Source organism: Mesorhizobium sp. KACC 23794 (assembly GCF_052180275.1).
Classification (GTDB): Bacteria; Pseudomonadota; Alphaproteobacteria; order Rhizobiales; family Rhizobiaceae; genus Kumtagia.
The window spans coordinates 5,322,487-5,342,657 of sequence record NZ_CP197465.1; the positions used below are offsets into that span (position 1 = coordinate 5,322,487).

At 63.5% G+C, this 20,171-nt stretch carries 18 protein-coding genes; 11 read left to right on the forward strand and 7 right to left on the reverse strand.

The genetic code is table 11. The annotated features are described in order from the left end of the window. Positions 1-19: 19 nt before the first annotated feature. The 3 genes from ACSBOB_RS26090 to ACSBOB_RS26100 are packed head-to-tail and all read left to right on the forward strand — an operon-like array spanning position 20 to position 2,967. Positions 20-1,378, forward strand: a complete 1,359-nt coding sequence (locus ACSBOB_RS26090) for a mandelate racemase/muconate lactonizing enzyme family protein (RefSeq protein WP_442578962.1) — start codon at positions 20-22, stop codon at positions 1,376-1,378. A gap of 51 nt (positions 1,379-1,429) precedes the next feature. Continuing rightward, a complete protein-coding gene (locus ACSBOB_RS26095) occupies positions 1,430-1,756 on the forward strand; it encodes an NIPSNAP family protein (protein ID WP_442578963.1) in 327 nt (108 codons plus the stop codon). Positions 1,757-1,764: 8 nt separating this feature from the next. Beyond that, complete coding sequence (locus ACSBOB_RS26100) at positions 1,765-2,967, forward strand: mandelate racemase/muconate lactonizing enzyme family protein (protein WP_442578964.1); 1,203 nt, start codon at positions 1,765-1,767, stop codon at positions 2,965-2,967. Positions 2,968-3,506: 539 nt separating this feature from the next. Here the strand turns inward: ACSBOB_RS26100 and ACSBOB_RS26105 are convergent. Both ACSBOB_RS26105 and ACSBOB_RS26110 read right to left on the reverse strand, forming a co-directional pair. Further along, the gene (locus ACSBOB_RS26105) at positions 3,507-4,127 is read right to left on the reverse strand and encodes a DJ-1/PfpI family protein (RefSeq protein ID WP_442578965.1); all 621 of its coding nucleotides are present in this window, start codon (positions 4,125-4,127) and stop codon (positions 3,507-3,509) included. An 89-nt stretch (positions 4,128-4,216) separates the two neighbouring features. After that, positions 4,217-4,807 (reverse strand): GntR family transcriptional regulator, encoded by a 591-nt coding sequence (locus ACSBOB_RS26110; RefSeq protein ID WP_442583832.1) that lies wholly within the window; start codon positions 4,805-4,807, stop codon positions 4,217-4,219. A gap of 207 nt (positions 4,808-5,014) precedes the next feature. Between ACSBOB_RS26110 and ACSBOB_RS26115 the strand changes: the two genes are divergently transcribed. From ACSBOB_RS26115 to ACSBOB_RS26125, 3 genes are read left to right on the forward strand one after another with little or no spacing between them, the layout of a single operon-like run. After that, positions 5,015-6,253, forward strand: a complete 1,239-nt coding sequence (locus tag ACSBOB_RS26115; protein ID WP_442578966.1) for an iron-containing alcohol dehydrogenase — start codon at positions 5,015-5,017, stop codon at positions 6,251-6,253. Positions 6,254-6,258: 5 nt separating this feature from the next. Next, positions 6,259-7,743 carry an NAD-dependent succinate-semialdehyde dehydrogenase gene (locus tag ACSBOB_RS26120; RefSeq protein ID WP_442578967.1) on the forward strand — a complete coding sequence of 495 codons (1,485 nt, stop codon included), beginning with the start codon at positions 6,259-6,261 and terminating at the stop codon, positions 7,741-7,743. A gap of 10 nt (positions 7,744-7,753) precedes the next feature. Beyond that, positions 7,754-8,584, forward strand: coding sequence for an alpha/beta hydrolase (locus ACSBOB_RS26125; RefSeq protein ID WP_442578968.1), 831 nt, complete (start codon positions 7,754-7,756; stop codon positions 8,582-8,584). A gap of 57 nt (positions 8,585-8,641) precedes the next feature. Here ACSBOB_RS26125 and guaA read toward each other — a convergent pair whose 3' ends face one another. Together guaA and ACSBOB_RS26135 are read right to left on the reverse strand one after the other, a co-directional pair. Then, the gene (gene guaA / locus ACSBOB_RS26130; RefSeq protein WP_442578969.1) at positions 8,642-10,201 is read right to left on the reverse strand and encodes a glutamine-hydrolyzing GMP synthase; all 1,560 of its coding nucleotides are present in this window, start codon (positions 10,199-10,201) and stop codon (positions 8,642-8,644) included. Between the two features lie 55 nt (positions 10,202-10,256). After that, the gene (locus ACSBOB_RS26135; protein ID WP_442578970.1) at positions 10,257-10,760 is read right to left on the reverse strand and encodes a MarR family winged helix-turn-helix transcriptional regulator; all 504 of its coding nucleotides are present in this window, start codon (positions 10,758-10,760) and stop codon (positions 10,257-10,259) included. A gap of 84 nt (positions 10,761-10,844) precedes the next feature. Between ACSBOB_RS26135 and ACSBOB_RS26140 the strand changes: the two genes are divergently transcribed. After that, entirely contained in the window at positions 10,845-11,162 is a 318-nt protein-coding gene (locus ACSBOB_RS26140) for a hypothetical protein (protein ID WP_442578971.1), read from the forward strand. Between the two features lie 15 nt (positions 11,163-11,177). Here the strand turns inward: ACSBOB_RS26140 and ACSBOB_RS26145 are convergent, their stop codons facing one another. After that, complete coding sequence (locus ACSBOB_RS26145; RefSeq protein WP_442578972.1) at positions 11,178-11,807, reverse strand: 5'-methylthioadenosine/S-adenosylhomocysteine nucleosidase; 630 nt, start codon at positions 11,805-11,807, stop codon at positions 11,178-11,180. Positions 11,808-11,915: 108 nt separating this feature from the next. Then, positions 11,916-12,158: a hypothetical protein gene (locus tag ACSBOB_RS26150; RefSeq protein ID WP_442578973.1), complete on the reverse strand. Its 243-nt coding sequence runs from the start codon at positions 12,156-12,158 to the stop codon at positions 11,916-11,918. Positions 12,159-13,170: 1,012 nt separating this feature from the next. On the opposite strand from ACSBOB_RS26150, the gene ACSBOB_RS26155 reads away from it, so the two are divergent. From ACSBOB_RS26155 to hisG, 3 genes are all read left to right on the forward strand, one after another. After that, positions 13,171-14,820 (forward strand): histidine--tRNA ligase, encoded by a 1,650-nt coding sequence (locus ACSBOB_RS26155; protein WP_442578974.1) that lies wholly within the window; start codon positions 13,171-13,173, stop codon positions 14,818-14,820. A gap of 181 nt (positions 14,821-15,001) precedes the next feature. Then, the gene (locus ACSBOB_RS26160; RefSeq protein ID WP_442578975.1) at positions 15,002-16,105 is read left to right on the forward strand and encodes an ATP phosphoribosyltransferase regulatory subunit; all 1,104 of its coding nucleotides are present in this window, start codon (positions 15,002-15,004) and stop codon (positions 16,103-16,105) included. Beyond that, positions 16,102-16,803, forward strand: coding sequence for an ATP phosphoribosyltransferase (hisG, locus tag ACSBOB_RS26165; RefSeq protein WP_442578976.1), 702 nt, complete (start codon positions 16,102-16,104; stop codon positions 16,801-16,803). Before ACSBOB_RS26160 ends, hisG begins: the two co-directional genes overlap by 4 nt. 88 nt (positions 16,804-16,891) lie before the next feature. Here the strand turns inward: hisG and ACSBOB_RS26170 are convergent, their stop codons facing one another. Further along, the gene (locus ACSBOB_RS26170; protein WP_442578977.1) at positions 16,892-17,797 is read right to left on the reverse strand and encodes a hydrogen peroxide-inducible genes activator; all 906 of its coding nucleotides are present in this window, start codon (positions 17,795-17,797) and stop codon (positions 16,892-16,894) included. A 145-nt stretch (positions 17,798-17,942) separates the two neighbouring features. Here ACSBOB_RS26170 and katG point away from each other — a divergent pair, with 145 nt between their 5' ends. After that, positions 17,943-20,150, forward strand: a complete 2,208-nt coding sequence (gene katG / locus ACSBOB_RS26175; RefSeq protein WP_442578978.1) for a catalase/peroxidase HPI — start codon at positions 17,943-17,945, stop codon at positions 20,148-20,150. Positions 20,151-20,171: the final 21 nt, after the last annotated feature.

Consider the following 20,171-nt stretch of genomic DNA (forward strand, 5'->3'; position numbering starts at 1 on the left):
CCCAGGAGACGAGTGCAAAATGACAAGCCGCAGCACGCCCGCCGAGATGATCGAGAACAATGTCCGCACCAGCTCGCGGCCAGGCGACCTGCGCATCACCGATCTGCGTGTCGCCGAGATCGTCGGCGCGCCGTTCACCTCGGCGCTCGTCAAGATCTACACCAATCAGGGCATTGTTGGCCTGGGCGAAGTGCGTGACGGCGCAAGTGCCTCCTATGCGCTGATGCTCAAGAGCCGGCTCTTGGGCGAAAATCCCTGCGACGTCGACCGGCTGTTCCGCCGCATCAAGCAGTTCGGCGGCCATGGACGGCAGGGCGGCGGCGTATCGGCGGTCGAGATCGCGCTCTGGGACCTTGCCGGCAAGGCCTATGGCGTGCCGATCTACCAGATGCTGGGGGGGCGGTTCCGCGATCATGTACGTGTCTATTGCGACACCGACGCGGAGAAACCCAGCGGCACCGAAACCGGCAAGCGGCTCAAGGCGCGGATGGATCTCGGCTTTACTTTCCTGAAAATGGATCTCGGCCTGATGCAGATCGCCCACATACCGGGTGCGGTGGCCGGACCCGCCGGCGTGCTCGACGGGCTTCGCGGCAATCCTCGTAGCAGCGGCCGCTCGCTCGAAGAGCGCAAGACCCGCAATCTCGCTTACGACGCACAGAACGTGATGCATCCGTTCACCGGCCTGCATTTCACCGAGAAAGGCATCGACCTGCTCGAGCAATACATCCACGAGGTCCGTGAGGTCATCGGCTACGAGATCCCGCTCGCGATAGACCATGTCGGCCACATCTCGCTGCAAGACGGCATCCGCCTCGCCCGGCGGATCGAGAAATACGCACCGGCCTGGCTCGAGGACGTGATCCCCTGGCGGTACACCGATCAGTACCGGCAATTGCAGCAGGCGACGTCGGTGCCGATCTGCACGGGCGAAGATATCTATCTGAAGGAAGCCTTCGAGCCGCTGCTCGACGCCGGTATCTCGGTCATCCATCCGGACCTGCTCACCACCGGCGGCATCCTCGAAACCAAGAAGATCGGCGATGCTGCTCAGGATCGGGGTGTCGCCATGGCCATCCACATGGCGGAGAGCCCGATCGCGGCGATGGCCGCCGCGCATGTCGCGGTGGCGACGGAAAACTTCATGGCGCTCGAATATCACAGCGTCGAGGTGGACTGGTGGGACGATATCGTCACCGGCCTGCCCAAACCACTGGTCAAGGACGGGTTCATCACCGTGCCGGACAAGCCTGGCCTCGGCATCGACGATGTGGTTGATGACGTTATCGTCAAGCACCTCCAGGAAGGCGTGAAAGGTATCTGGCAGCCGACCGACCGGTGGGACGACGAATTTTCCTGGGATCGGGCCTGGAGCTGACCAGGGCCGTGCCATCGGAATGATAAACGCACAACAATTTCGGAAAGAACCATGATCTACGAGCTTAGAATCTACGAGTGCCTGCCCGGCCGGTTGCCAGCGCTGCTCAAGCGGTTCAACGACCATACGCTTAGCCTGTGGGACAAGCATGGCATCCGCCAGGCTGGGTTCTTCACGACTTTGGTGGGCGAAAGCAACCAGCACCTCACATACCTCCTCGCCTGGGAATCCCTGGCCGAGCGCGAGACGAAATGGACGGCTTTCGCTACCGACCCGGTTTGGCTCAGGGTGCGCGATGAATCGGAACGCGACGGACAGATCGTCGCCAACATCAGCAATCAATTGCTGGCGCCGACCGGCTTCTCGTCGGTGAAGTAGGGGCGACCATGAAAATCACCGACCTGCGCTGCGCTGTCATCGGTAAACATCCGATCGTCCGCATCGGGACCGACGAAGGCATATATGGCCTGGGCGAGGTGGAGTGGACGAAGCCTTATCTAAAACCCTTCGTCCTGCATTTCCGCGATGCGCTGATCGGCGAGGACCCGACCGACGTCGAGCGCGTCATGCTGAAGATCCGGCAGCGCGGCTCGTTCAAGCCCTATGGCGCGGCGGTCAGCGTCATCGAGCATGCGCTCTGGGACATCGCCGGCAAGGCGGCCGGCGTGCCGGTCTACAAGCTGCTCGGCGGCAAGGTGCGCGACAAGGTGCGGGTCTATAACGGCTCGATCCGCAGGAAGCGCACCGGCGACCAGCCCGAGGATTACGCCGCCGACGTCAAATGGATGATGGAGCTGCCCGAAAACTTCTTCATGGTGAAGCAGGGCATCAGCTTCCATTCGAACATGAAGGACACGATCGACGATTTCCACTACGGGGTGCGCCAGAAGGCCGCCGGCTATCACGGCGCCATGGACCAGGGTCAGATCAGCGAGCGCGGCATGGCGCATATGATCGACTGCGTCATCGCCATGAAGGAGGTGCTCGGCGACAAGGTTTCGCTGGCGCTCGACTGCGGCCCCGGCTGGTTCCTGCCGGACGCCATCCGCTTCGCCAAAGCCATGGAAAAGTACAATCTGATGTGGCTGGAGGACATGCTGACCGGCGACTACGTGCCGTGGGTCAATCCGCAGGCCTATCGCGAGCTCACGATGTCGACCTCGACGCCGATCCACACCGGCGAGCAGATCTATCTGCGGCATAACTTCAAGGAACTGATCGAGACGCAGGCCGTGCGTGTCATCGGTCCCGACCCGGCGGACATTGGCGGCATCGCCGAGCTGAAATGGGTGGCCGAGCATGCCTATATGCACTCGATCATGATGGCGCCGCACGGAACAGCCAACGGCCTGCTCGGCCTCGGCGCGCTGATCAATGTGTGCGCCACCCTGCCCGCCAACTACATCGCCTTCGAATATCCCAGCGCCTCTGATCCGTGGTGGAACGACATCGTCATAGGTCTGCCGAAAGGGCAGATCGTCCAAGACAGTATGGTCGATCTTCTCGAAGCGCCGGGACTTGGCGTCGATATCGATGCCGAAGGCGCGAAGAAATATCTCAAGGAAGAGGACGCCGGCTTTTTCGACTGAAGATACGGCTTGCCGGCAGGCAACAACCGAGCTGATCTCGAAACGAGAAAGTCCTGCATCCGCAACTCAGACGCCGGACTTTTGCCAAACAGGACGTCTATGACAACTCAGCAAATCGATGAACTAAACGGCTTGCCGTCTAAACCCAAGGCGCAGAGCGCGATAGATTCGGGCCGAAGCCCGACGAATTGGCAGGACCGGGGGGGCACTGTTTCTTCGTCTGTTCGCGCTGGCTCGGCGACATGTTTGCCACCACGATTTCCACCTGGGATGTATCCGGGAAGATGGGATCGGAATGACAGGATGGCGGTGGCTGGTCCCAGGCTCGCCGTACGCGGCGTCGGCGGCCTTACAATTACTAACGCCTGGTGACGCCGAGGATCGTTTCGGGCAACACCCACGCCGGGATGGTGATAGCCAAGCGTGCAGCCACCTATCCTATCCAATTTTAACTCGGGTCGGATCGTTGACGATCTAATTGCTGCGTGGACCCGCTACCCTCCCGAAGGACGGTAGCGGGTCCAGCGAGGCCGCTGATATCAGGCAGCGGCTTTTTTAACACTGCCAACCGTTGCGCCATGTCGAATCTCCGTGCCCAGCACTTTGAGACACTCGCGCATAAAGGCGGCGAGACCCGTCCAGCCCTTGGCCGAGACCATGGTGCCGTCGACATAAGCCTCGGTAGGCTTGACGTCGATATAGGTGCCGCCGGCGAGCTTTACCTCAGGTTCGCAAGCGCCGAGCGCGGCTACCTTTTTACCGCGCACGACGCCGTCAACCGCGACAAGGATCTGCACTCCGTGGCAAATCGTGAAGATCGGCTTTTCCGCGTCGTGAAAGTGCTTGACGATCGCCTGGATGCGCTTGTCGGTGCGGATATATTCCGGGCCGCGACCGCCGGCGCAATAGACGGCGTCGTATTCTTCCGGCTTTACCTCGGAGAATGTTTTGTTGATGTCGGCCAGGTGTCCGTAGCGCTCAATGTAGGTCTGGTGCCCCTCGAAGTCGTGCAGAGAGGTCTGGATTTTGTCTCCCGCCTTCTTGTCCGGGCAGATGACATGGACTGTATGTCCGACCGCCTCCATCCCCTGCTGGAATACGAAGATCTCGTACTCCTCGGTAAACTCGCCAGTGAGCATCAATATCTTTTTGCCGTTCATTTATTCCTCCGTTTGGGTGCTACAGGGCAGATTCCAGGGTTCAACATCCAATCCCCGGTATTCAATCAAGCAGGCAGCGGCGTCAGCACTTATTCAAATGCGGGCAACAGCCGGTCGCGCGAGCGTTCTATGTGTTCGCGCATCGCACGCTCGGCCGCCTTACCGTCTCCCGCCGCAAATGCCACGAGCAATGCCTGGTGTTCATCGAGCGCTTCCTCGGTGACGCGAGAATGGAACATGAGACGGAATATGTGAAAATGCGTGTGCTGGTGTGCCAGAGTTTGACGTATCAGGTCGTTACCCGCAAATTCCAGTATCCGGTCGTGGAAGATCGCATCCAGGCGGGCGAAGGACGAGTACCGAACACGCTCGTCGCCCCCGTGACCCCGAGACATAACGCCCGCGACTTCCTTTAATTCAGCAAGCCTCCTCTCATCCAAACGTCGTGCCGACCGCGCTGCGGCTTCTGGCTCCAGCAAAAGACGAAGATCATAGAGTTCATCGAAACGGCGGCGTGAAATCTGCGGCGCCGCGCTGTAGCCGATCAGATGCGTCTTGATCACCAATCCTTCACCCTCGAGGCGGCCGAGGGCCTCGCGGATCGGCGTCTGCGACACATTCAGTTCACGCGCCAGATTGTCGACGGTGATGCGGGAGCCCGGCGCAATCCTCAAGGCCATGAGTTGGGCGAAGATCGCCTCATAAGCCTCTTCAGCAAGGCCGTGATGCCTGTTGATAGCCTTGAACCCGCCCACTGTACCGGACTCATCGAGGAGGTCAGACGAAAGCTGGCTGATCATGTTTGCCTCTTGACATACCGGAATCCTATCGCGATGCTTCGGCTGCGTCAATCATATATCCTATAAGATTTCATATCGGAGACTCTTTTGAGCATGTTTGCGGCACTGCGGCCTCCCAAAGAAATTCTGTTCGGCAAAGGGCTTTCAACCACCACCGGTGTCGTCGCAGCGCGGCTCGGCGCGCGCGCCCTGATTTGCACGGATGCACGGTTCGCATCGACACCTGCCTTCGCCAAGATCGTCGACGCCCTGAAGGCATCCGGCCTCCAGACATACGTCCATGACCGCGTTGAACCCGACGTGCCATACGATAGCGTCGGGCTCTGCGCAGAGGAGGCCCGCTCCTTCGGTCCAGACGTTGTGGTTGGCATCGGCGGCGGAAGCTGCCTGGACATGGCCAAATGCGCCTCGCTTTTGCTGACACACGGCGGGGCGTTGCGCGACTACTACGGGGAATTCAAGGTCCCCGGTCCAACACTTCCAGTGATCGCTGTGCCGACCACAGCCGGAACGGGCTCTGAAGCGACCCCGGTCGCGGTTATCTCCGACGCCAGCCGCACGCTCAAGGTCGGCATTTCCAGCCCATACCTCATCCCTGCGGCGGCCATCTGCGACCCGGATCTCACCATCACGTGTCCTCCGTTCCTGACGGCGATTGCTGGCGCCGATGCGTTGACCCACGCCATCGAAGCCTTTACCGCCGCGCGTCGCGGCACAGACCCGCAGCTCGCGCAGAAGCACGTGTTTATTGGCAAGAGCGTGCTCAGCGACCACTTCGCGCTGCTCGCGATCAGGTTGCTCGGCCGAAGTCTCGTTCGAGCCTACACGGACGGAACCGACGAGGCTGCACGGGCAGACGTCATGATGGGCGCGCTCGCAGCGGGCTGCGCCTTCGGAACGGCAGGCACGGCAGCGGCACATGCCATTCAATACCCCGTTGGCGCCCTGACCAATACACCGCATGGTTTGGGCGTGGCGACCATGCTGCCCTACGTCATGACCTACAACCGCCCGGCGTCGCTTGCAGAAATGGCGGAGATCGCGGATGCGCTGAACCTTTCGACGGGCGGAGGATCGCCGGACGAAAAGGCCGACGCCGCAATCGCCGAGATCATTCGCCTTTTCGCGGCGATCGGAATCACGCCGACGTTGGCCAAGCTGGGTCTCCCGGAAGACAAGCTCGACTGGACAGCCGAACAGGCGGTCGGCATCGAGCGCCTGATCAAGAACAACCCGCGCGCGCTCGATCTCGATGCCATGAAGCGACTGATGCGCGCCGCCTATGACGGCGACCTGTCTGCCGCCGCTGACGCAGCAAGAGGATGATTTCGATGAATGTCGCCGCCCGCACCACCGCCCTGGATACCACGGGACTGGACCTCGAAACCTGCTCGAAAGGACTTTTTATCGGCGGAGAATGGCTGGAAGGCCATGGCGCGTACCGCATTCCTGTCGTGGACCCGTCTACCGAGGCAATCCTGACCCATGTCGCGAATGCGGACCTTGACGATGCGGCCGCGGCCGTGGATGCCGCAGCCAAAGCCGCGCCCGGCTGGGCAGCGACCGCGCCTCGGAAGCGTTCCGAAATTCTGCGGCGCTGCTTCGAATTGATGACCGAGCGTTCTGAGGCGCTGGCGCTGCTCATCTCTCTCGAGAACGGCAAGGCCCTGCGCGACGCGCGGGGAGAAGTCGCCTACGCTGCGGAGTTTTTCCGTTGGAACGCCGAGGAGGCGGTCCGCATCGCTGGCGACTTCGGCCGCGCGCCCGCAGGAGCCAACCATATCGTCGTCGAATATCAGCCGATCGGCATCTGCGTGCTGATCACCCCTTGGAACTTCCCAGCCGCGATGGCCACGCGCAAGATAGCGCCGGCACTCGCCGCGGGCTGCACTGTCGTGCTGAAACCCGCCACAGAGACGCCCCTCACGGCATATGCGCTGGCCGCGCTGTACAAGGAAGCAGGAGTGCCGGACGGCGTGGTGAATGTTATCACCACCTCAACCCCAGGTCCGGTAACCTCGGCGATGCTCGCTGACCCGCGCGTGCGGAAACTCTCCTTTACCGGCTCGACAGGGGTCGGCCGCACGCTTCTCGCCGAAGCAGCGAAAACCGTTCTTAGCTGTTCCATGGAACTCGGCGGCAACGCCCCGCTGATCGTGTTCGACGATGCCGATCTTGAAACGGCGATCGAGGGCGCGATGGTTGCGAAGATGCGCAACGCCGGCGAGGCCTGCACGGCGGCCAACCGCATCTACGTCCAGTCGGGGATTTATGACAGCTTCGTCGCGGCTCTGACAAAGCGCATGGAAGCCCTCGCAATCGGCGCGGGAAGCGATCCGGCTACCGAATGTGGCCCGATGATCACCGCCAAGGCTGTCATTAAGATCGACGAGTTGGTGAGAGATGCAGTCGACCGTGGAGCGAAGGCGCTATGCGGCGGCGCGAAGCCGGCAGGAACTGGATTCTACTATCCGCCGACCGTGCTGATCGACGTGCCGGCTGATGCCGAAATGACGCATGAGGAAATCTTCGGGCCTGTTGCGCCGATCACGAAATTCCACACCGAAGACGAGGTCATCGCAAAGGCCAACAACACGGAATACGGGCTGGCAGCCTATGTCTTCACCAAGGACATCGGGCGGGGCCTGAAGGTCTCGCGTCGCATCGAGGCCGGGATGGTCGCGCTGAACCGAGGCCTCGTCTCGGATCCAGCGGCCCCTTTCGGCGGCATGAAGCAGAGCGGACTTGGCCGCGAGGGCGGTCAGCATGGCGTACTCGAATTCACCGAGCCGCAATATATAGCGGTGACTCTGTAGGACCGCGGCATTGGCGACCGACCCGTTCCGCACACGCGATCACGTTCCCGATTTCGACGAAAAAGTGCTCGAATACAGGCGCCTCAGCGCCGAAACACGAAGCGAGCTTCAGGTGATCGGTGACCTGCCTTATGGCCCGGCGCCTGGCCAGAGGCTTGATATATTCATTCCATCCGACGGGCGTGACCATGGGAATGTTGGCCGCCTGCCTGTCCATATCTTCATCCATGGCGGCTACTGGCGGATGTTCTCCAAGGACGATTTCTCATACATTGCCAGAACTGTCGTCGACGCTGGCGCGATCGCAGTCTTGCTGGACTACGACCTGATGCCCTCCGTCAGGCTGGCCGACGTGGTGCGCCAGGTTCGCGACGCGAAGGCATGGGTGGCGGAAAACATTGCCCGGTATGGCGGAAACGCGTCGCGGCTGACAGTAAGCGGCCACTCGGCCGGGGCACATCTGGCGACCTTCCTTTTTACGGAGGGCGAAGAGAGCCCGCCTCGTGGCGCTCTCCTGCTCGGCGGGATCTATAATATTCGGCCGTTACGCGAATCTTTCCTGCAGCCACTCATCCAGCTGACGGACGACGAGGTGCGCCAATTCTCACCGATCGACGATGCTTTCCAGCCCCGTGTGAACTCAGTGATCCTGTATGGCGAGCGGGAGACGAAACCGTTCCATACACAAGCCGGCGGCCTCGCGTGGCAACTGAAACGTGCGGGCTGCGAAGTCTCGCTTTCCGCCCTGCCCGGCGCGGACCACATGAGCAGCGTCCTCGATCTAGGATTTTCCGACACCGAAGCAGGCAGGCACCTCTCCTCGCTGATTGCACGACACTGACTCGCCTTCGCCAGTGTGCCGTAACGTACATTCGGTTACGTTTGGATGGGCCAAAAATCATTCCCATTCGATCGTCCCGGGCGGCTTGCTGGTCACGTCGTAGACCACGCGGTTTATCCCACGCACCTCGTTGATGATGCGCGTCGCCGTCGCGCCCAGAAAACCCATGTCGTAGTGGTAGAAATCGGCGGTCATGCCGTCGACCGAGGTCACGGCGCGAAGCGCGCAGACGAATTCGTAGGTGCGGCCGTCGCCCATCACGCCCACCGTCTGCACGGGAAGCAGCACGGCGAAAGCCTGCCAGATGGCGTCGTAGAGGCCGGCCTTGCATATCTCGTCGAGATAGATCGCATCGGCCTCGCGCAGGATGTCGAGTTTTTCGCGGGTCACGCCGCCCGGGCAGCGGATGGCCAGCCCCGGGCCGGGGAACGGGTGGCGGCCGATGAAATGCTCGGGCAGGCCGAGTTCCTTGCCCAGCGCCCTCACCTCGTCCTTGAACAGTTCGCGCAGCGGCTCGACCAGCTTCATGTTCATGCGGTCGGGAAGGCCGCCGACATTGTGGTGCGACTTGATCGTCACCGAGGGCCCGCCGGTGAAGGAGACGCTCTCGATGACGTCGGGATAGAGCGTGCCTTGCGCCAGGAAATCGGCGCCGCCCAGCTTCTCCGCCTCCTCCTCGAACACTTCTATGAACAGCCGGCCGATGGTTTTTCGCTTTTTTTCCGGATCGGCCTCGCCCTCCAAGGCGGACACGAAACGGTCGGCGGCGTCGACCAGGATCAGCGGCAGGTTGTAGTGCTCGCGGAACATGGCGACGACGTTCTGCGCCTCGTCCTTGCGCATCAGCCCGTGGTCGACCAGGATGCAGGTCAGCTGGTCGCCGACCGCCTCGTGGATCAGCAGCGCCGCCACCGAGGAATCCACCCCGCCCGACAGCGCGCAGATCACCTTGCCCTTGCCGACCTGTTTTCGGATCGCCTCGACGGCCTTCTCGCGATAGGCCGCCATGGTCCAGTCGCCGGCGATGCCGGCCACGCCATGCACGAAATTGCGCAGCAGTTTCGCGCCGTCCGGCGTGTGCACCACTTCGGGGTGGAACATGATGCCATACATCTTGCGCTCGACATTGCCGAAGACGGCGAATGGCGAGCCTTCCGACCGCCCGAAGATCTCGAAACCCGGCGGCAGCGAGATCACCCGGTCGCCGTGGCTCATCCAGACCTGGTGGCGCTGGCCCGTCGCCCACAGCCCGTCGAACAGCGGGCATTCCTTCTCGACCTCGACGAAGGCGCGGCCGAATTCGCGATGGTTGGAGCTTTCGGCGACGCCGCCCATCTGCACGCACATCGCCATCTGGCCGTAGCAGATGCCGAGCACCGGCACGCCCGCCTCGAACACGATCTGCGGCGCGCGCGGGCTGCCCTCCTCCGTCGTCGAGGCCGGCCCGCCGGAAAGGATCACCGCTTTCGGACCAATGCGCCTGAACGCCGCTTCCGCCGACTGGAACGGCACGATCTCGGAATGCACGCCCGCCTCGCGCACCCGCCTGGCGATGAGCTGGGTGAACTGGCTGCCGAAATCGACGATGAGGATGGTGTCGGATGCGGTGCTTTTCATGGCGGGCGTTTAGAGAAAGTTGCGAGTCGATGCAATGGGTTGGCGCGCGAAGCTGTCACTTCGATTCCGGGTCTTCATGCGATGCATCCGCGTCCTCGCCGGTTGATTCCGATCGGCGTTCGTCGAGCGCCCGCAGCGCGTCCATGAGCGCCGCGAACCGCGCCGGGCCAAGACGCGCAATGTAACGCCGCTCGATCTCGCGCTTGATATGGTCGCCGTCCCGCAACGCGGCCAGGCCTTTCTGCGTGTAGCACACCAGCTTGGCGCGGCCGTCCTGCGGATCGGGCAGGCGCGCGACCACGCCTTCGGCTTCCAGCCCGTCGAGCAGTTGCTGCACGGCCTGCTTGCTGATCGCCATGCGTTCGATCAGCTCGGATTGGCGGGTGCCTTTTCGCGCGAGATGCCCAAGCAGCGTGGCGCGCGCCTCCGTGAACCACGGATGCCCTGCCCCGCGCATGGCGGCGGCAAAATCCGCCTGCCATGCCCGGCTGGCATTCCACAGCCGCCATCCGACGTGATCGGGCAGCTCTTCGGATTTTTCGTCAAGTCTCTTGACCATTTTGGGCAATCCTATATTGTCAAGCTACTTGACCAATACGCGCAGGTCGAGACCATTCCTCAACTTCCCACTATGGAGACAAAAATGTCCATTCTCGAAAAAGACACGCTGGCCGTCATCATGTCCGGAACCACCCACGTGCTGGACATGGGCGGCAGACAGGCGATCATCTACTACCAGAACGACAGCGACGCCCATATGCTGCTGCCGGACGGCGTGTCCTACAGCGGCAAATGGCGGCTGCTCGACGACGGCTACGCGGTCGACTGGAACGACGGCCCGAGCGGCAGCTGGAAACTCGACCACCGGCAGGGCTCGATCGCCTATCTCGACGGCGGCGGCACGCCGAGAGCCGACATCGCGGCAATCGAGTTCGGCAATTCGCGCAACCTGCCGCGCTAGGTCCGCCTTGACGACTTAGAGGGCGACCCTGCCCTCCACGATCGCCTTCTCCAGCAGCCCGACCGCCTCGGCCAGTTTCTCGTCGATGACGTGCAGATATTCGGTCCAGTCGCCGACATGGCGCAGTTCGGCCTTGCCGTCGGAAATGCCGCGCAGCGCCACCAGCGGCAGCGAAAAGGTCTGGCAGGCGCGCAGCACGGCGAAAGTCTCCATCTCGACCATGTCCTCGGCAATCGCGTCATAGGCGTTGCCTGAAATGATCATGCCGCCGGTCGACAGGCTCGCCTCGCGGATGCCGGGAATCCTGTGCGGCAGCGACACCGTCGCCGGCAGGTCGAGGAAGGGCGTCGTGCCCTTTTCAAACCCCAGCGGCGAGGCGTCCATGTCGCGATAGGTCACCGACACCGCCTGGTAGATCTCGGTCTGCTCCAGCGAGCGGCTGCCGGCCGAGCCCAGCGAGACCACGAGGTCGGGCAGCGTTCCCGCCGCCTCCAGCCTGGCCAGCGCCACGCCCATGGCGAGTGCGGCCTCGACCGGGCCGACGCCGGTCATCAGCGGCGTGAACAGGCGTTTCAGATGCGGACCGTATTCCGCATCCGCCGCCATGGCGAACAGCAGTTTTTTTCCCCCGACCGTCTCGATCATGCCGCCCCCTCAAGCGCCATTGTTGAAGTCATCCGCCTCTTGTCGAGGCGCGGCCGCCAAAAAGCAACAGGGGTGGGCAGCGTGGCCCGGGGATAAGGACGATCTGCCTCAGGCCGCTCCGGCGGCGCCGGAGAGCATGAAGGACGCCAGGACCACCGCGACCGACGCGACGGCCGGATAAAGCACCAGCAGGATGGTCAGCGCCGCGCCGCCGAGTTCGCCGCTTGCGTGCGCACGCTCGGCTTCGATGCCGAAGCCGAAATTCCGCTTGTCGGCCACCGCGACGGCACGCTCCGGCAAAACCTTGCGGTTCTTCGGTGCTTCCGGGATGTTTCTGACGAGGGCGGTCATGGTCCTGACTTTCGGTTCAACGATTGCGCCGCGTTTTGCCATGGGCCGGTATCCGGTCCATGCCGCGCGACCTGCGGTCGTGTTTCGGTATAGTTTCGTATCCGGCGCGAAATCGGGGCTGGTTTGTGGCGGCGCTGCGGATTGATCGCGGCATTTCCGCCGCAATGGTTAACAGACAAAACGCCAGTGTTATTGCCCGGGCGGGTTGGGACGCGAGGCGGACAAGGTCCGCGGGCGCCGGATGTCCGCGAAAAAGCTCGCAGAAGGGGGACCGGAAAAGCGTCTTTTTGTCGATTTTATTTTTTTGTTTTGCCCCCATCCCTGCCAAGCCATTGAAATGGCTAGCTCTCCGATATCGGGAGGTATACCGGCGCAGGATTTCTCAGGCTTTTTGTCCCCTGCCCCTGCGATCTCACCCATAATCCCTCCAGTTCCTTCCGCGGGAACGCCGGTCATGACGGTGATTTGCGGGGAGGGACCGGCGTCCTGGAGATAGCGGCTAGCGTGGCCGCGAAGGCCGGGGGCTGTCCCAAGAGTTCCCACATACACAACCTGGAGTATGTCTGCCAGTACGAAACGACATCGCAGGTGCAAGCCGTAAGGCGATGGTTTGCGTAGCGGAACGGGATGGCAAAAGCATGCGCCGGACGGGCGGCCGCAAGGTCGCATGTTTATACCCAGATTGGCGATCGAACGGCCGCCCGTCTTCCCGACTCCTCAATGGCCAGGGCGATTTTCGCAGCGTGGCGGCGGGGAAGTGCGCCGACTTCCCCTCCCCCTTGAGGGGAGGGTCCGGCCGCAGGCCGGGGGTGGGGTCACAGCGGCAGTGCTCCGACGCAAAGAGACGCAAAGAAAGGTCGGCGATTGGCCGCGACGACCCCACCCGGCCGCTTCGCGGCCACCCTCCCCTCAAGGGGGAGGGAAAACGCCCGAGCCCAAACCCTTGCCGCACCCGGCGCCATCCGCTAGGACGCAGGCGCCGCGAACGACCCTCAGCACAAAGCGAACGACCATGACCAGCTCGGAAAAGACGAAGGCGCGCCTGCCGCGCGGGTTTGCCGACCGCTTTCCGGATGATATCCGCGCCGTGGAAACGATGATGGCGAAGATCCGCGCCGTCTACGAACTCTACGGTTTCGAGCCGGCCGACCAGCCGATGATCGAATACACCGACGCGCTGGGCAAATTCCTGCCCGACCAGGACCGCCCGAACGAGGGCGTTTTCTCCTTCCAGGACGACGACGAGCAGTGGTTGTCGCTGCGCTACGACCTGACCGCGCCGATGGCGCGTTTCGTCGCCGAGAATTACGAAAAACTGCCAAAACCATTCCGCAGCTATCGCTCCGGCTGGGTGTTCCGCAACGAAAAGCCCGGCCCCGGCCGCTTCCGCCAGTTCATGCAGTTCGACGCCGACACCGTCGGCACGCCGGGCGTCGCCGCCGACGCCGAGATGGCGATGATGATGGCCGACGTGATGGAGGCACTTGGTATCCCACGCGGGCAGTATGTCATCCGCGTCAACAACCGAAAAGTGCTGGACGGGGTGCTGGAGGCGATCGGGCTCGGCGGCGCGGAGAACGCCGCGCGGCGGCTGATCGTGCTGCGGGCAATCGACAAGTTGGATAAGTTCGGTCCGGAGGGCGTGCGCCTGCTGCTGGGCGCCGGCCGCTGGGACGGCGGCAAGGAAGGCGAAGGGGATTTTACCAAGGGTGCAGGGTTGGATGACGAGCAGATTGGGTTCTTGCTATCATTCTTGCTTTTGCAAAATGAACTACTTTGGAAGCCAATCACACCTGAAAGTCCGGCACCAACCGAAGACGAGTGGACTCGACCAGGTTCAGAGATGTTTGGACAGGGAGGTCCGCCGGAACCCTATTCGGGTCTAAAGGACGCGGTTTGGTACTACGATAACCATCAGAACGCAGAGCAATACCGCCATAGGCTGGCATTTAAGAACGTCGATGTGAGCGGTGCCAACGAATTAATAGAGATGGCTAGCTTGTTTCAGGCTGCGGGGTACGGGTCCCGGCGCATCCGCATCGACCCCTCCGTCGTCCGCGGCCTCGAATATTACACCGGCCCTGTCTACGAAGCCGAACTGCTCGCCGAAATCCCCAATGACGAAGGCCAGATCGTGCGTTTCGGCTCGGTCGGCGGCGGCGGGCGTTATGACGGGCTGGTGTCGCGCTTCCGCGGCGAGCCGGTGCCGGCGACGGGTTTCTCCATCGGCGTCTCGCGCCTGATGACGGCGCTGAAGAATCTCGGAAAACTCGACACGTCGAATGTGCTGGGACCTGTGGTCGTGCTGGTCATGGACCGCGATACGGAAAGCCTCGGCCGTTACCAGAAGATGGTCGCCTCGCTTCGTCAGGCAGGCATCCGGGCGGAAATGTATCTCGGGGGCTCCGGCATGAAGCCGCAGATGAAATACGCCGACCGGCGCGGTGCGCCCTGCGTCGTCATCCAGGGCGGCGACGAGCGCGCCAGGGGCGAAGTGCAGATCAAGGACATGGCGCTCGGCGAGCAACTGTCGAAGGAGATTTCCGACAACGCCGCCTGGCGCGAAGGCCGCCCGGCGCAAATCTCGGTGGCGGAAAGCGAACTGGTCGAGGCGGTGCGAAAAGTGCTGGATGCGCAGGCGGCGGAGCGGTCGGGTCCATGATCACCCCCCTCTGGCCTGCCGGCCATCTCCCCCTCAAGGGGGGAGATCAGCAGCTTCGCCATGGGCGCTCCTACTGCGCCGTTGGCGATTGGCGAAAGCCAAGCGGCCAGCCAATCTCCCCCCTTGAGGGGGAGATGTCCGGCAGGACAGAGGGGGGTGCCTCGCGCGAGGCGTCGACGCCATGACCACCCTCCCCTCCGACATCCGCGCGCTGTTCGCCGCCCGCGCCGCCGACCTCGTCGACGTGGCGATCCTGCAGCCGGCCGATCCGTTCCTCGACATGGCGGGCGAGGATTTGCGCCGCCGCATTTTCCTGACCGAGAGCGAGACCGGCGAGCAGCTTTGCCTGCGTCCCGAATTCACCATCCCGGTCTGCCTCGACCACATCCGCACGCAATCCGGCACGCCGCGCCGCTACGCCTATCTCGGCGAAGTCTTTCGCCAGCGTCGCGAGGGCCGGGCGGAATTCTTTCAGGCCGGCATCGAGGATCTGGGCGATACCGATGTCGCCGGAGCCGATGCGAGGCTGATCGCCGACGCCCACGCTTTGCTGACACTCGCCCTGCCCCGCGTAGAATTGTCGGTGACGCTCGGCGACCAGTCGGTGTTCGAGGCCGTACTCGCCGCGCTCGGCCTGCCGCGCGGCTGGCAAAAACGGCTGGCGCGCGCCTTCGGCGCGCCGGAACAGCTTGCCGCGGCCCTCGCCGACCTCGCCAACCCGCAGCGCAAGCGCGGCCTCGGCCAGCCCGCCGCGCGGCTGGTGGCGGCGCGCGACGGCGAGGCGCTGGCCGCCCATATCGGCCAGACGATGGAAGACCAGGGGCTGACGCCCTCGGCCGGCCGCACGCCGGACGAGATTTCCCGGCGGCTCATCGAAAAGGCCGAACTTGGCGCCGTGCGCCTCTCCGACGAGGCCTTCGCCGCGCTGAGACAGTTTTTGGCGATCCGTGTGCCGCTTGCCGACGCCACCGAGACGCTGGCGCGTTTTGCCGACGACGCCGAGCTTTATCTCGACACGGCGCTCGACCTGTTCAAGGCGCGCGCGCAGGCTGTCGGCGACAAGGCGATCGGCGACGTGACCTACGACGCAGGCTTCGGCCGGCCGCTGGATTATTACACCGGCATGGTGTTCGAGATCGCCGCGCCGGGCGCCGCGCAGCCGCTGGCCGGCGGCGGGCGCTACGATCGCCTGCTGACTCTGCTCGGCGCGAAAGATGCCATTCCGGGCGTCGGTTTCTCCGTATGGCTGGACCGCATCGAAGCCTTGCGCGGGAGCGCCGCATGACGCTCACCCTTGCAATCCCCTCCAAAGGCCGGCTGCGCGAGCAGGCGCTGGAATTGATGGCGGCCGCCGGACTGCCGGTCAGCCTGCCCGGCGACGACCGGAAATACCGCGCCCGCGTCGAAGGCCGAGACGACATCGAGGTGGCGTTCCTGTCGGCCTCCGAGATCGCCGGAGAACTCGGCCAGGGCAATGTCGATCTCGGCGTCACCGGCGAGGATCTTGTGCGCGAAAGCCGCGCCGACTGGGAAGCACGCATGGAGATTGCCGCTCGACTAGGCTTCGGCCAGGCCGATGTGGTGGTCGCGGTTCCCGAAGTCTGGCTCGACGTCGACACCATGGCCGATCTCGACGATGTCGCCGCCGATTTCCGCCAGCGCCACGGCCGGCGGCTGCGCATCGCCACAAAATACTGGCGGCTGACGCAACAATTCTTCTCGCAGATGCATGGCATCCAGGTTTACCGCATCGTCGAAAGCCTCGGCGCCACAGAGGGCGCGCCAGCCGCCGGCTCCGCCGACGTCATCGTCGACATCACCTCCACCGGCTCGACCTTGCGCGCCAACCACCTGAAGATCCTGTCCGACGGGGTTATCCTGCGCTCGCAGGCGTGTCTTGTCGCCTCGCGGCGGCAGCGCGACGCGGCAGATCAGGCAGCGCTGGAGGACATCCTGGGGAAGGTGAGAGCGAGCGTGGGTTAAGTGCCGGGGACAGTTTACTTTTTTCCACAGAAAGGTCGAAGTGCGTCAAGGCTGGTGCTGGCGGAAAAAAGTAAACTGTCCCCTTCGTTCACGCCATCCCCTTCTCCCGCAATCCGCGCAAAATGCCGGCAAGCTCGCGGCACTCCTCCTGCCGCGGGCTGTTCCTGCGCCAGGCCAGGGCGATCTGCCGCGACGGCACGGGCTCGGCAAAAGGCACGATCTTCAGGTCACGGATCACCCGGCTGGATTCGGCCGCCATTTCCGGTATCAGCGTGACGCCCAGCCCATGGCCGACCATCTGCAACAGCGTGGTCAGGCTGGTCGCGCCGTAGCTCGAAAGCGCGGTCGGCCGCACGCTGCCGCAGATCTTCAGCGCCTGGTCGCGCAGGCAATGGCCTTCCTCCAGCAGCATCAGCCGCTCCAGCGCCGGGCTTTCCGGCGGCACCGGCGGCGCGACGAAATCCGCGTCCTCTTCCGGCACGGCGAGGAAGAAGCGGTCGTCGAACAGCGTCTCGGTCACCAACCCCGGATGGTCGAGTGGAAGCGCGGCGACAAAACCGTCGATGCGGCCCGCGGTGGTTTCCGACACCAGCGACATGGTGACCGCCTCGCGCAGTTCCAACTGGAGTTCGGGAAACCGCGTCTTGAGCTCCGGCAGCACCTGCGGCAGCAGGTAGGGCGCCACGGTGGGGATCATGCCCAGCCGGAAACGCCCCTGCATGGTGCGACGGCCTCGTCTCGCCAGCGTCTCGACCTCGCGGATCTGCGCCAGGATCGATTCGATGCGGGGCTGCAGGGCGGCAGCCTCCTCGGTCATCCGGACAGAGCGCCCGCCCCGCTCGAACAGACGGCATCCCAGCCGCTCTTCCAGTTCGGCGATCTGCGACGACAGCGCCGGCTGCGTCACGCCGGCAAGCTCGGCGGCTCGGCCGAAATGCAGAGTCTGCGCAAGAGCGTCGAAGTACAGCATCTGGCGGATGGTCAGGCTTGTCATAAGAGGAAATTATCGGAAAAATCAGGAAAGGCAATTTGTCATTATCGACACAAGGGCCTAATCTGGAATCGTTCCAGATTGCCAGGCCGGCGTCTGGTCGATCCTTTCAGCAAGAACCCACCATACGAGGGAGGCAAGAGAAGCCATGGACGCGAAAACGGATGACAAGGGCCCCGGCAAGTGCCCGGTAGCGCACAGCCCCAGGACCAACAAGGATTGGTGGCCGAACCAGCTACGCGTCGACCTGCTCAACCAGCATTCGTCCAAGTCCGATCCGCTCGGCAAGGACTTCAGTTACCGCGATGAGTTCAAGAAGCTCGACTACGAGGCGCTGAAGAACGACCTGCGCCAGTTGATGACCGACTCGCAGGACTGGTGGCCGGCCGATTTCGGCAATTACGGGCCGCAGATGATCCGCATGGCTTGGCACAGCGCCGGTACCTACCGTACCGGCGACGGCCGTGGCGGCGGCGGCCGTGGCCAGCAGCGCTTCGCTCCGCTGAACTCGTGGCCGGATAATGTCAACATCGACAAGTCGCGCCGGCTGCTGTGGCCGATCAAGCAGAAATACGGCCAGCAGATCTCCTGGGCCGACCTGATGATTCTCACCGGAAACGTCGCACTGGAGACCATGGGTTTCCGTACCTTCGGTTTCGCCGGTGGCCGTGAGGACACCTGGGAGCCGGATCAGGACGTGAACTGGGGCAGCGAGACCGCCTGGCTCGCCGCGAGCAACGACCCGAACAACAAGAACAGCCGCTATTCCGGTGAGCGTGATCTCGACAAGCCGCTGGGCGCTGTCCAGATGGGCCTGATCTACGTCAATCCGCAAGGTCCGGACGGCAACCCCGATCCGCTTGCCTCGGCGCGCGACATCCGCGAGACGTTCAAGCGAATGGCGATGAACGACGAGGAAACCGTCGCGCTGATCGGCGGCGGCCACACCTTCGGCAAGACGCACGGCGCGGCGGCTGAATCCCACAAGGGCGTCGAGCCGGAAGGTGGCGAACTGGAAGCGCAGGGCTTTGGCTGGACGAGCAACTTCGGCACCGGCTCGGGGGCCGACGCCATCGGCTCCGGCCTCGAAGTGACCTGGACGCAGACGCCTGCGCAGTGGAGCAACTTCTTCTTCGAGAACCTGTTCAAGTTCGAATGGGAACTGGAGCAGTCGCCGGCCGGCGCCCACCAGTGGGTCGCCAAGGATGCTGGCGACATCGTCCCCGACGCGCATGATCCGTCGAAGAAGCAGAAGCCCAAGATGCTGACCAGCGACCTCGCGCTGCGTTTCGACCCGGAATACGAGAAGATCTCGCGCCGCTTCCTGCAGAACCCGCAGGCCTTTGCCGAAGCCTTTGCCCGCGCATGGTTCAAGCTCACCCACCGCGATCTCGGCCCGCGCTCGCGCTACCTCGGCCCGGAAGTTCCGCGTGAAGAGCTGATCTGGCAGGATCCGGTTCCCGCGGTCGATCATCCGCTGATCGACGACGCCGACCAAGCCGCGCTGAAGGCCAAGGTGCTCGCCTCCGGCCTCAGCGTCTCGGAACTGGTCGGCACGGCCTGGGCCTCCGCCTCGACGTTCCGCGGCGGCGATAAGCGCGGCGGCGCCAATGGCGCGCGCATCCGCCTCGCCCCCCAGAAGGATTGGGCCGTCAACCAGCCGGAACAACTCGCCAAGGTGCTCAAGGCGCTGGAGCGCATCCAGATGGAGTTCAACCTAGACCAGACCGGCGGCAAGAAGGTATCGCTTGCCGACCTGATCGTGCTCGCCGGCAACGTCGGCGTCGAGCAGGCGGCGAAGGCTGCCGGCCACTCGGTTGCGGTGCCGTTCTCGGCCGGTCGTACCGATGCCAGCCAGTCGCAGACCGATGTCGAGTCGTTCTCCTACCTGGAGCCGGTTGCGGACGGTTTCCGCAACTACCAGAAGGGCCGCTATGCTGTGTCGGCTGAAGCGCTGCTGATCGACAAGGCCCAGTTGCTGACCCTCACCGCTCCGGAAATGACGGCGCTGGTCGGTGGCCTGCGCGCCATCGACATCAACGTCGACGGCTCCAAGCACGGCGTCCTCACCGACAAGCCGGGCGCGCTGACCAACGACTTCTTCGTGAACCTGCTCGACATGGGCACGGAGTGGAAGGCGACGTCAGACACCAGGGACGTGTTCGAAGGCCGTGACCGCACGACCGGCGCCGTCAAGTGGACCGGCACCCGCGTCGACCTCGTGTTCGGCTCGAACTCGATCCTGCGCGCCCTGGCGGAAGTCTACGCCAGCGCCGATGCAAAGGAGAAGTTCGTGAAGGACTTCGTGGCGGCCTGGACCAAGGTGATGAACGCCGACCGCTTCGACCTCGTCTGATCGGTCGCACCGCCGGCAACG

Bases quoted from the DNA above. Each gene is read 5' to 3' on its own strand.
- ACSBOB_RS26090 (WP_442578962.1), top strand. From the start codon at position 20: ATGACAAGCCGCAGCACGCCCGCCGAGATGATCGAGAACAATGTCCGC.
- ACSBOB_RS26095 (WP_442578963.1), top strand. From the start codon at position 1,430: ATGATCTACGAGCTTAGAATCTACGAGTGCCTGCCCGGCCGGTTGCCA.
- ACSBOB_RS26100 (WP_442578964.1), top strand. From the start codon at position 1,765: ATGAAAATCACCGACCTGCGCTGCGCTGTCATCGGTAAACATCCGATC.
- ACSBOB_RS26105 (WP_442578965.1), bottom strand. From the start codon at position 4,127: ATGAACGGCAAAAAGATATTGATGCTCACTGGCGAGTTTACCGAGGAG.
- ACSBOB_RS26110 (WP_442583832.1), bottom strand. From the start codon at position 4,807: ATGGCCTTGAGGATTGCGCCGGGCTCCCGCATCACCGTCGACAATCTG.
- ACSBOB_RS26120 (WP_442578967.1), top strand. From the start codon at position 6,259: ATGAATGTCGCCGCCCGCACCACCGCCCTGGATACCACGGGACTGGAC.
- guaA (WP_442578969.1), bottom strand. From the start codon at position 10,201: ATGAAAAGCACCGCATCCGACACCATCCTCATCGTCGATTTCGGCAGC.
- ACSBOB_RS26135 (WP_442578970.1), bottom strand. From the start codon at position 10,760: ATGGTCAAGAGACTTGACGAAAAATCCGAAGAGCTGCCCGATCACGTC.
- ACSBOB_RS26140 (WP_442578971.1), top strand. From the start codon at position 10,845: ATGTCCATTCTCGAAAAAGACACGCTGGCCGTCATCATGTCCGGAACC.
- ACSBOB_RS26145 (WP_442578972.1), bottom strand. From the start codon at position 11,807: ATGATCGAGACGGTCGGGGGAAAAAAACTGCTGTTCGCCATGGCGGCG.
- ACSBOB_RS26150 (WP_442578973.1), bottom strand. From the start codon at position 12,158: ATGACCGCCCTCGTCAGAAACATCCCGGAAGCACCGAAGAACCGCAAG.
- ACSBOB_RS26155 (WP_442578974.1), top strand. From the start codon at position 13,171: ATGACCAGCTCGGAAAAGACGAAGGCGCGCCTGCCGCGCGGGTTTGCC.
- ACSBOB_RS26160 (WP_442578975.1), top strand. From the start codon at position 15,002: ATGACCACCCTCCCCTCCGACATCCGCGCGCTGTTCGCCGCCCGCGCC.
- hisG (WP_442578976.1), top strand. From the start codon at position 16,102: ATGACGCTCACCCTTGCAATCCCCTCCAAAGGCCGGCTGCGCGAGCAG.
- ACSBOB_RS26170 (WP_442578977.1), bottom strand. From the start codon at position 17,797: ATGACAAGCCTGACCATCCGCCAGATGCTGTACTTCGACGCTCTTGCG.
- katG (WP_442578978.1), top strand. From the start codon at position 17,943: ATGGACGCGAAAACGGATGACAAGGGCCCCGGCAAGTGCCCGGTAGCG.